Here is a 9120-nt window from a genome sequence, read left to right as displayed (position 1 = left end):
TGAAGACTACGACGTTGATAGGTTGGATGTGGAAGCATAGTGATATGTGAAGCTGACCAATACTAATTGCTCGTGAGGCTTGACTATACAACACCCAAACAGTTGTTGTATAAAAGCTCGATTGATTCGATATTAAACAAAGTGACTTGATTTAGTTACGCTAAACGAACAAACTATCCAACTCAGATAAATCTGTTAATGAATTCTATTTGGTAGAAAGCAAGGCATCTCAATAAGACCTAGCAAGTATCCATAAACAGTTGTGCTGGCGACCATAGCAAGAGTGAACCACCTGATCCCTTCCCGAACTCAGAAGTGAAACCTCTTAGCGCTGATGGTAGTGTGGGATTACCCATGTGAGAGTAAGTCATCGCCAGCTCATTATTCGAAACACCCCCAACTAAGGTTGGGGGTGTTTTTTTATGCGAAAAATTAAGTATTTAAAAATTATTAGTCGCGAAAGGCTAGGAATTTAAAATCCAATTTGTATGTTTTTTAGTAAATCTGTGTTATAAAAAATAAAACGGCATAAAAATTGCTTATAAAACGGGATTTTCTATTAAGGGGGTAACAATGAGATTATCAGTGGGCATAAAAATTGCGAACTCGCTGTCATTAACTCCACAATTACAGCAAGCAATTCGGCTATTACAACTTTCAAGTCTGGAATTGGAGCAAGAAGTTCAGTTGCAACTTGATAGTAATCCTCTATTAGAAAAAGTTGAAGAGCAAATTACCCTTGAAAGCTTATCGACAATTGAATTAAATAATGAAAATCACGATCTAACCAATGAACTTAATGCCGATCATCTGCCTGATGACTTACCTGTAGATACCGATTGGGATGATGTTTATACCCATCAACCTACAAGTCTGGGGGCAGCCGAGTTCGAAGAGCGTGAAGATAATCGTCAAGGACATCAGAGCCTGCAAGAATATATGCTAGAACAAATTAATCTGTTGAATTTTTCACAGGTTGATAAATTAATCGCTTATTGCATCGTGGATTCTTTAGACGACAAAGGTTTTTTAGATGCAGAGTTGAGTGAAATTACTGCATCGGTACAACATTTACTCTCTTCTATGGGGTCTGAAGAAGAAATTGAAGATGATGAGGTTGCGGTCGTATTAAAGCATATTCAGCGTTTGGATCCCGTGGGTGTAGGCTCTAGAAGCTTGGCAGAATGCCTATTGGTCCAACTTGATAATTTACCTACATCAACGTCTTGCCGAAATGATGCGATCAAACTTCTGCAACATTATGAATTGTTGATTACCAATGAGCTTCCTAAGCTGATTAAACAGACTGGCTTAAATCCAGAGCAGTTGCGCTGTGCCGTAGATTTGCTAAAAACATTGAAACCTCACCCGGGTCTGGAATTTGAAAACAAGGAATCGGATTATCAGGTGCCAGATGTCGTGGTGATGAAAAAGAATAACTGCTGGCAAGTCAATTTAAACTCGGATGTCCTGCCAAAGTTACGGGTCAATTCTTTTTATGCAAAAATGATTCGTCGTGCAGATCAAAGCGATGATAATCAGTACTTGCGTAATCAGATGCTGGAAGCAAAGAACTTTATCAAAAGTATCGATGAAAGACATAAAACATTATTGAAAGTCGCAACTTGTATTGTGGAACATCAAAAAATGTTCTTGGAAATTGGGGCGGAAGGCATGAAACCTCTGGTTTTAAGAGATATTGCCGAAGAAGTTGAATTGCATGAATCTACAGTTTCGCGCGTAACCACCAATAAATATATGCTGACCCCACGTGGATTGTTCGAGTTGAAATATTTCTTCTCGAGTCACGTTGGCACGACTTCAGGTGGTGAAGCATCTTCTACTGCTATTCGTGCCAAAATCAAAAAACTGATTTCCGAAGAAAATGCCCGCAAGCCTTTGTCTGATAATGCAATTGCCAATATGTTAAAAGATGAAGGCATTGATGTGGCACGACGTACGGTGGCGAAATATCGTGAATCGTTACATATTCCTTCATCTTCTGAACGAAAAGTCTTGATCTAAAATTTGAAATCTGGCTATTCTAGAGATTCATTATGACAGCATAATGAATCTTTTTTTCTTTTGAGGAGCAGTAAAATGATTTGATCCAGGACTTAAAATACGGATATTTTATTTATAAGTTGCTGTATTTAAATTATTTTATATTGTGACTCTTCTAATCCTAACGAAGGTGAGGGATAGAACTATGCAAATAACAATTCGTGGACATCATTTATCGATTACGCCAGCTATTGAAGAAAGTATAAAAATCAAGTTTTCACAGATGACGAAGCACCTAGATCAGGTGAATAGTATGCAAGTGAAACTCTCGAAAGATCATCAAATTGATAAACGCTCTAGAAAGGGCAGTAGTAATCATATCGCAGAGGCTATTATCCGATTACCGGGCATTGAATTTTTTGCTCACGCCACCGCAGATGATATGTATACCTCAATTAAAATATTGACCGAAAAATTGAAACGGCAGATTGATCGATACCGGGAAATGCATTTACAGCAGCATCCTTTAGCTCTATAAAGGACAAATGATGAAAAAGAGGTTTTAAAAGCCTCTTTTTTTTATATATATAATGTATGGATCCATGAATTATTTTTGCTATTTATAGTAAAATGGCTGGTTTTACACCCTTAGTCCTATAAGAGGTCTTGTGATGAATAATGAACAGCTCGCTGAAATTTTAGAAGCCGCTTTTCCAGAGGCGGATGTTGCTGTGAGTGGTCAGGGCGGAAAATTTGATCTCCGTATTGTGGATGATCAATTTGAAGGTAAGCGTCCAGTTGCACGTCAACAAGCTGTTTATGCTCCTCTCAATGCCCATATTGCCAGTGGTGCAGTTCACGCAGTAACGATTCGCGCGATGACAAAAGAAGAATGGCGCAAAGCAAGCTTATTTGGAGCTTAATCATTTAATGGATAAATTTTTAATTCAGGGCGGTATCAAGCTCGAAGGTGAAGTGCGCATTTCTGGTGCAAAGAATGCAGCACTTCCATTATTGGCAGCAATGATTCTTGCTGATACCCCGATTACGCTCAGAAATGTTCCTAATCTAAAAGATGTCAATACGTTGGTGAAGCTGATTGCTGGTCTTGGGATCACCATGACTTATGAAGGCGATACGGTTGTTGCTGATACTTCTACATTAGATAACCAGTTCGCACCGTATGAGCTCGTAAAAACTATGCGTGCTTCTATTTTGGTGCTTGGTCCATTATTGGCGCGCTATGGCAGTGCAAAAGTGTCTTTACCAGGCGGTTGTGCGATTGGTTCCCGTCCTGTCGATCAGCATTTGAAAGCTTTAGAAGCTTTAGGCGCCGAGATTGAAGTCGAAGCCGGTTATGTACATGCCAAAGTCGATGGTCGCCTGAAAGGTGGCGAAGTTGTCTTTGATATGGTGACTGTGGGTGGGACAGAAAATATTCTGATGGCTGCCGTGTTGGCCGATGGTGTGACCACGATTCGCAATGCAGCACGTGAACCTGAGATCACTGATCTTGCGCAAATGCTGATCAAGATGGGTGCCAAGATTGAAGGTCTAGATACCGATACTTTAATTGTGACCGGTGTCGAACGTCTGCATGGCTGTGAATATGCGGTTGTTGCTGACCGGATTGAAACCGGTTCATATCTGGCAGCAGCAGCGATCACTGGCGGTCGTATCAAAACCACGCATACTGATCCGTCCCTGATGGAAGCGGTGCTGGACAAGTTTGAAGAAATGGGCGCAGAAGTGACCCGTGGTGACGACTGGATTGAACTGGATATGCTGGGTAAACGTCCGAAAGCTGTCAGCTTCCAAACCTTACCACATCCAGAATTTCCAACCGATATGCAAGCCCAGATTATGGCTGTGAATGCCATTGCTCAAGGCTTTGCGACAATTTCTGAAACGATTTTTGAAAACCGTTTCATGCATGTTCCTGAATTGGCACGTATGGGTGCCAATATTCAGGTAGAAGGTAATGATGCTGTGGTAACGGGTGTAGAAAAACTTTCTGCCGCACCCGTAATGGCAACAGATTTACGTGCTTCGTTCTCTTTGGTGCTGGCAGCACTTGCCGCTGAAGGTGAAACGCTGATTGACCGCATTTATCATATTGACCGCGGTTATGAAGATGTAGAAGCAAAGTTACAAAGTTTAGGTGCCCAAATTAAGCGAGTAAATTAATGAGCGATATGAGAAACGATGATCCAAACTTTGACGTAATGGGCAATTTTGATCATGGTTTAACTTTGGCATTAAGTAAGGGGCGTATCTTAAAAGAGACTTTACCTTTGCTAGAAACAGCAGGGATTAATCTTTTAGAAGATCCTGATAAATCTCGTAAATTGATTTTCCCGACTACGCATAAACAGGTTCGTATCTTAATTTTACGTGCTTCAGATGTACCGACTTATGTTGAAAATGGTGCAGCCGATATTGGTGTGGCCGGTAAAGATGTATTGATGGAACATGGCGCGCAAAACGTCTATGAACCATTGGATCTGAAAATTGCGGTATGTAAATTGATGACCGCCGGTAAGGTGGGGATGCAACGTCCTAAAGGTCGCTTAAAAATTGCGACCAAGTACGTGAATTTGACCCGTCAATACTATGCCAGCCTTGGCGAGCAGGTTGATGTGATCAAGCTGTATGGCTCCATGGAACTTGCACCACTGGTCGGTCTGGGCGATTACATTGTTGATGTGGTCGATACTGGTAATACCTTACGCGCCAATGGTTTAGAGCCACTTGAAGAAATTTGCAAAGTGTCTTCACGTTTAATCGTAAACAAAGCTAGCTTCAAGCGTAAGCAAGCGTTGTTAAATCCGATTCTGGCACAGCTTGAAAAAGCCGTGGAAGAACGTGAAAAGGCCAAACAGGCCTAAATTTGTTGCATAAAAAAACCGTCCTCTTAGGGCGGTTTTTTTATTCGATTGAACATAAATATGATGTGAATTCTTTCATCAATTTTACCAAAAGTTATTTCCAATAAAACTCATAGGGCTAGAGCACTATAGCTGCCGACAAAAGTCTGGAAAACAGGTAAACTAAAGCCTTCGAATTCAAACCTGATGGGTAAATTGATGCGACGTTTATCGACCCAAGATCAAAACTTCAAGCAAGCTTTTGCTGACTTGTTGGCTTTTGAAACTGTTAATGATCCTGAACTTTTAAAAACTGTAGATCAAATTATTGCTGATGTTCGTCAGCATGGTGATGCTCAAGTTCTTAAACTCACTCAACAGTTCGATCGACATCCGGCGCATCAATTTTCAGAGCTTGAACTGACCCAGGAACAATTGAAAGCAGCATTTGATGGTCTAAGCACGGAAGTCCGGGAAGCGCTTGAACTTGCAGCGAATCGTATTCGGGAATTCCATCAAGCACAAAAGCAAGATGGCTGGACTTATGTCGATGCCTTGGGCAATACGCTCGGTCAGAAAGTGACTCCACTGGATCGTGTGGGGATTTATGTACCGGGTGGTCTGGCGTCTTATCCATCTTCAGTATTGATGAATGCGGTGCCTGCACATGTGGCGGGTGTTCCTGAAATTATTATGGTGGTACCTGCGCCGAATGGTGATTTAAACCCATTGGTACTGGCGGCTGCATATCTGGCAGGCGTAACGCGTGTCTTTACCATTGGTGGCGCACAAGCGGTTGCGGCATTGGCTTATGGTACAGAAACTGTCCCAGCAGTAGATAAAATTACTGGCCCGGGCAACCGTTTTGTTGCTGCAGCAAAACGTGCAGTGTTTGGTCAGGTCGGCATCGACATGATTGCAGGGCCTTCTGAAATTTTGGTATATGCCGAAGGCCAAAATAATGCTGAATGGCTGGCCATGGATTTACTTTCGCAAGCTGAGCATGACACTGTGGCACAAGCCATTTTCATCACACCAGATGAACAGTTGCTGAATGCGATTGAACAGGCGATTGAAATGCACCTAGCAACATTGCCGAAAGCAGAAATTGCCCGTACCTCGATTGCCAATCGTGGTGCTTTAGTCTTGGTAAAAGACCGTCAAGAAGCGTCAGATTTGATTAATCAGGTAGCGCCTGAGCATCTGATGTTGTGTTTAGATGATGCAGAAGCAATGTCTGACAGCATTCGTCATGCAGGTGCGATCTTTATGGGGCGTTATACGCCTGAAGCCATTGGTGATTACTGTGCCGGGCCAAACCACGTCTTGCCAACTTCAGGTACTGCACGTTTTTCATCACCTTTAGGCGTTTATGATTTTCAGAAGCGCTCAAGCCTGATCATGTGCTCACAAGAAGGTGTAAAAACTTTAGCAAAAACCGCGGATATCTTGGCGCAACAAGAAAACCTGGATGCGCATGCGCGTTCAGCACGTTATCGTTATCAATCATAAATAGCATTACCACCTCTCCCTGACCCTCTCCTAAAAGGAGAGGAGAATTTAAACCACAAAAATCTTGTGTCTTTAGTAATGAAAATTCCTCTCTTGCGCCATATATGGCTCAGGGAGAGGTTAGGAGAGGGTTTAAAGAGAATACAAAATGAATATCACAACAGAACAAATGCGTTTTTGGAGTCCTGAAGTACGTGAATTAGAACCGTATATCCCAGGCGAACAACCAAAAATCCAGAATATTTTAAAACTTAATACCAATGAAAATCCGTATCCGCCATCACCCAAAGTGGTTGCGGCAGTACAACAGGTATTGGCAAATTCAGCAGACGTTTTGCGTTTATATCCAGATCCGGATGCGTCTGAACTGAAACAGGCGATCGCTAAACAGCAAAATGTACCTGTTGAAACCGTCTTTGTCGGCAATGGCTCAGATGAGGTTTTGGCACATATCTTTAAAGCATTTTTTGTTCAAGAACGGCCTGTACTTTATCCAGATATTACCTATAGTTTCTATCCGGTTTATAGTCAGTTTTTCGGCGTCAAAACCAAAATCTTGCCACTGAATGATGACTTTGAAATTGTTGTAAATGACTATAAACAAGCTAATGGTGGCATTATTATCACTAACCCTAATGCACCGACTAGTATTGATCTAGGCTTGGTAGCCATTGAGGAAATTCTGCAAGCCAATCCGGATTCAGTGGTGGTGATTGATGAAGCCTATGTGGATTTTGGTGCCGAATCAGCAGTCAAGCTGGTTGAAAAATATGAAAATTTAGTCGTATGTCAAACTACTTCGAAGTCACGTTCTCTTGCAGGGTTACGTGTTGGTTTCGCGATTGCCCAGCCACATTTGATTGTAGCACTTGAAGCAGTCAAAAACAGCTTTAACTCTTATCCGATGGACCGTTTTGCGATTGCTGCAGCGGTCGCTTCATTTGAAGATCAGGCCTACTTTGAAGCACAAAATGCAAAAGTGATTGCTAGCCGTGAAAAGTTGGTGTCTCAATTAAATGAGCTTGGTTTTAAAGTTTTACCATCGAGTGCCAACTTTATTTTTGCCTCATTGCCATCTACGGATGCAGGCGAGCTTGCAAGGGAGTTGCGTGAACGTGGCATTATCGTGCGTTATTTTAACAAGCCACGTATTAACCAGTTCTTGCGAATTACTATTGGTACAGATGAGCAAAATCAGCGTTTAGTCGATACCTTGAAAAACGATATTTTAGCTTAATCTCCCCAAACTCCTCTTTATAAAAGAAGGGTCTTCTTAGTTTTACTGAATTAGAGGATTCCCTCCTTTGGTAAATGAGGATTAGGCTGGATTCAAAATAAAAAAGCGAATCAAATGATTCGCTTTTTTATTTATTCAGGCTGATACCATGTATTTAATAGATCCAGCATCGCTGAAACTTTATCAAAACATTCCTGATATTCTGCATCACAATCTGAAGAAATAGTAATTCCACCGCCCGCCCATAAAGAAACATCTTCTTGATATTTTTGGAGGGAACGAATCAGAATGTTCCAGGAACCGGTACCATCAAAATTAAAATAACCCATTGAGCCACAATAAGCTCCACGTGCTGCACCTTCCAATTCAGCAATAATCTGCATGGCACGAATTTTAGGTGCCCCCGTAATTGAGCCACCTGGTAGGGCTGACATTAGCACCTCGAAAGGATTCACATCCGCTTTTAAGGTCGCTTCTACTTCGCTCACCATATGATGCACTTGATTAAAACTTTCGATATTAAATAATTTGGGTGTTTTAACTGAACCTGTTTCCGCATAAATACTTAAATCATTACGTAATAAATCCACAATCATGACATTTTCTGCCTGATCTTTTTCCGATGTTTTTAAGTTGTGTTTAGATTGTTCATCTAGCACAGGATCGCTATAGCGTGGCATGGTGCCTTTAATTGGTTTGGTGATAATTTTCCGATTTTTTTCGAAGTCAATAAATAACTCGGGTGAGCAACTGAGTAATTCAAAATCACCAATACGCAAATAACCCGCATAGGGGGCTTCGGTTAATGCCCAGAATGCTTGGGCAGTGGCTAAGAGGGAGCCTTGGGCACGACCTTTAAATTCTTGGGTTAGATTAATCTGATAGCAGTCACCTGCAACAATATAGTCCTGAATTTTCTGAAAAGCCTGAGTATAGACAGATTTGGTCCAGCGTGAGGTACAAGGATTTTTTAAATGAAATGTCGGGTGAATTTTATCTTGATTAAGTAGGTTCTGAATATGATTGAAAATCTGTTCTGCCTGTGGATCATCACTATAGAACATCCAGCCATCAGGGGTTGGTTTAATGTAGGAAGGAAATTGACCAATAAATAAACCAGGTTGAGGATGGTCTGGATACTGAATATATTGTTGAGCCGCATAATCGTAGCCGATAAAACCAACATAGCCTCCATGAAAGCCATTCTCTTGAGGATTTTTTAATGCATCAATCACTAAATTAAATTCAGATGGGCTGGATTGATATTGTTCAATCCCTGTTCTTTTAAAAGACTGAATTTGTGATGTCGGCGCAACAAAATATTCTTGAGCGCAGCAGGCAATAAAAGGCTGACCATTATTATTTAAATACACCAGATGATCTAATGTCTTCAATGCGGATAATAGATCTGTAACCAGACGAGATTCAAATTTTAAAGGGTGATGATAGAGAGCTTCGGTCATTCAGTTATGGAGAGTTCAATATGACTCACTATTTTAT

General features: G+C 41.2%; 8 protein-coding genes and 2 rRNA genes. 9 read left to right on the top strand and 1 reads right to left on the bottom strand.

What is annotated here, in order from left to right; all coding sequences use genetic code 11:
* The 9 genes from ACTL4S_RS02395 to hisC form a co-directional block, all read left to right on the top strand.
* Nucleotides 1–87, top strand: a 23S ribosomal RNA gene (locus ACTL4S_RS02395); the annotation flags it as partial.
* 177 nt (nt 88–264) lie between these two features.
* Nucleotides 265–379, top strand: a 5S ribosomal RNA gene (gene rrf / locus ACTL4S_RS02390).
* A 194-nt stretch (nt 380–573) separates the two neighbouring features.
* Nucleotides 574–2025: an RNA polymerase factor sigma-54 gene (locus tag ACTL4S_RS02385; RefSeq protein WP_441298675.1), complete on the top strand. Its 1452-nt coding sequence runs from the start codon at nt 574–576 to the stop codon at nt 2023–2025.
* 184 nt (nt 2026–2209) lie between these two features.
* The gene (hpf, locus tag ACTL4S_RS02380; RefSeq protein ID WP_253138043.1) at nt 2210–2542 is read left to right on the top strand and encodes a ribosome hibernation-promoting factor, HPF/YfiA family; all 333 of its coding nucleotides are present in this window, start codon (nt 2210–2212) and stop codon (nt 2540–2542) included.
* Nucleotides 2543–2675: 133 nt separating this feature from the next.
* Nucleotides 2676–2927: a BolA family iron metabolism protein IbaG gene (ibaG, locus tag ACTL4S_RS02375; RefSeq protein WP_004730742.1), complete on the top strand. Its 252-nt coding sequence runs from the start codon at nt 2676–2678 to the stop codon at nt 2925–2927.
* A 7-nt stretch (nt 2928–2934) separates the two neighbouring features.
* Nucleotides 2935–4191, top strand: coding sequence for a UDP-N-acetylglucosamine 1-carboxyvinyltransferase (gene murA / locus ACTL4S_RS02370; protein WP_004279150.1), 1257 nt, complete (start codon nt 2935–2937; stop codon nt 4189–4191).
* Nucleotides 4191–4892, top strand: coding sequence for an ATP phosphoribosyltransferase (gene hisG / locus ACTL4S_RS02365; RefSeq protein WP_004646025.1), 702 nt, complete (start codon nt 4191–4193; stop codon nt 4890–4892). Before murA ends, hisG begins: the two co-directional genes overlap by 1 nt.
* Nucleotides 4893–5078: 186 nt before the next feature.
* A complete protein-coding gene (hisD, locus tag ACTL4S_RS02360) occupies nt 5079–6383 on the top strand; it encodes a histidinol dehydrogenase (RefSeq protein WP_441298674.1) in 1305 nt (434 codons plus the stop codon).
* A 148-nt stretch (nt 6384–6531) separates the two neighbouring features.
* Nucleotides 6532–7620 carry a histidinol-phosphate transaminase gene (gene hisC, locus ACTL4S_RS02355; RefSeq protein ID WP_409654746.1) on the top strand — a complete coding sequence of 363 codons (1089 nt, stop codon included), beginning with the start codon at nt 6532–6534 and terminating at the stop codon, nt 7618–7620.
* A 131-nt stretch (nt 7621–7751) separates the two neighbouring features.
* Here hisC and ACTL4S_RS02350 read toward each other — a convergent pair whose 3' ends face one another.
* Nucleotides 7752–9083, bottom strand: coding sequence for an anthranilate synthase component I family protein (locus ACTL4S_RS02350; RefSeq protein WP_441298673.1), 1332 nt, complete (start codon nt 9081–9083; stop codon nt 7752–7754).
* Nucleotides 9084–9120: the final 37 nt, after the last annotated feature.

It is taken from the genome of Acinetobacter lwoffii (genome assembly GCF_052078135.1).
GTDB classification, from domain to species: domain Bacteria; phylum Pseudomonadota; class Gammaproteobacteria; order Pseudomonadales; family Moraxellaceae; genus Acinetobacter; species Acinetobacter lwoffii_Z.
This window is presented reverse-complemented; position numbering and strand designations above follow the sequence as displayed.

What these genes read in the sequence shown, in the direction of transcription:
- ACTL4S_RS02385 (WP_441298675.1), top strand. Translation starts at nt 574, where the DNA reads ATGAGATTATCAGTGGGCATAAAAATTGCGAACTCGCTGTCATTAACT.
- hpf (WP_253138043.1), top strand. Translation starts at nt 2,210, where the DNA reads ATGCAAATAACAATTCGTGGACATCATTTATCGATTACGCCAGCTATT.
- ibaG (WP_004730742.1), top strand. Translation starts at nt 2,676, where the DNA reads ATGAATAATGAACAGCTCGCTGAAATTTTAGAAGCCGCTTTTCCAGAG.
- murA (WP_004279150.1), top strand. Translation starts at nt 2,935, where the DNA reads ATGGATAAATTTTTAATTCAGGGCGGTATCAAGCTCGAAGGTGAAGTG.
- hisG (WP_004646025.1), top strand. Translation starts at nt 4,191, where the DNA reads ATGAGCGATATGAGAAACGATGATCCAAACTTTGACGTAATGGGCAAT.
- hisD (WP_441298674.1), top strand. Translation starts at nt 5,079, where the DNA reads ATGGGTAAATTGATGCGACGTTTATCGACCCAAGATCAAAACTTCAAG.
- hisC (WP_409654746.1), top strand. Translation starts at nt 6,532, where the DNA reads ATGAATATCACAACAGAACAAATGCGTTTTTGGAGTCCTGAAGTACGT.
- ACTL4S_RS02350 (WP_441298673.1), bottom strand. Translation starts at nt 9,083, where the DNA reads ATGACCGAAGCTCTCTATCATCACCCTTTAAAATTTGAATCTCGTCTG.